Annotated in this window: 1 protein-coding gene and 1 pseudogene; both read left to right on the top strand. The window is 31.5% G+C overall.

Annotated features, from left to right (window positions below):
- Nucleotides 1-116: 116 nt before the first annotated feature.
- Nucleotides 117-329, top strand: coding sequence for a hypothetical protein (locus HMPREF2663_RS11185; protein ID WP_002458315.1), 213 nt, complete (start codon nt 117-119; stop codon nt 327-329).
- A gap of 147 nt (nt 330-476) precedes the next feature.
- Nucleotides 477-896 (top strand): annotated as a pseudogene (locus HMPREF2663_RS12585) (ADP-ribosylating toxin); the annotation flags it as partial.

Genomic DNA, 896 nt, shown 5'->3' with positions numbered 1-896 from the left:
ATTTTTTTATTTAAATCATTAATTCCTATTGTAGTGACAGTATGGATCATAATATCGTCTGTATTATTGTATTAATTCTATAATTATTTTAAACTATTACAGAGAGGAGATTTAAAATGGAGAAAACTGGAAAGCCTTTAAAAGTATGGACTTGGATATTTATTGTATTAACTATAGTAACGCCTTTATTCGCGATTGGAAGTATCATTTGTAGTATTAAGTATAAAAAATATGATGAAGTTAAAGGTGCTAAATTACTACAAATTTCAATAATTGTAGCAGTTATTATTTTTGTTCTAAATTTATTAACTTTATTTGGATTAAGATAAGTCTTGTAACAATAAAAATGACACATAAAGATGGAGTAGATGGATGTAGAAGTATTCATTTACTCCATTTTTATTATAAATTTTCAAAAATCTCTCAGTGAAAACAGATATCCAAGTATAGAAAGATGAATCATACCTAAAACGACAGACGGTGTTCTCAACCAGTCTAAGAACTTTAAACAGAAAAATCGAGTTGGCCAAATGTTGAGTAATATGAGAGGCCAAGCGTCTAATACGGTACAACAAGGTAAGCAATGGATAGGCCATCAAGCCCAACAAGTGAAACAAGCGACGAATCATATATTAGAAAAGGAAATACCATTTACACAACCTAAAGTTGCGATTGCAGGCGCAGGTAATGTTCAAGTGGGTAAAGGTGCTACACTTAAAGAAGTAGGCCAAAGTATTCAACGTACCTTCTCATCAAATCATCAAGTGACACACACACCAAAAGATAGTATGGTAAAGAGTGAAGGTAAACATGTAAGTAGCAGTCAAAGTGATGGTTCCAATTCTGTTCATTATCAAAAAGACTCTAACCTTACAAAGGTTGAATATGGTGACCAT

The sequence above is a fragment of the Staphylococcus sp. HMSC077D08 genome (assembly GCF_001837945.1).
Taxonomy (GTDB): Bacteria; Bacillota; Bacilli; order Staphylococcales; family Staphylococcaceae; genus Staphylococcus; species Staphylococcus epidermidis.
This window is presented reverse-complemented; position numbering and strand designations above follow the sequence as displayed.

What these genes read in the sequence shown, in the direction of transcription:
- HMPREF2663_RS11185 (WP_002458315.1), top strand. Translation starts at nt 117, where the DNA reads ATGGAGAAAACTGGAAAGCCTTTAAAAGTATGGACTTGGATATTTATT.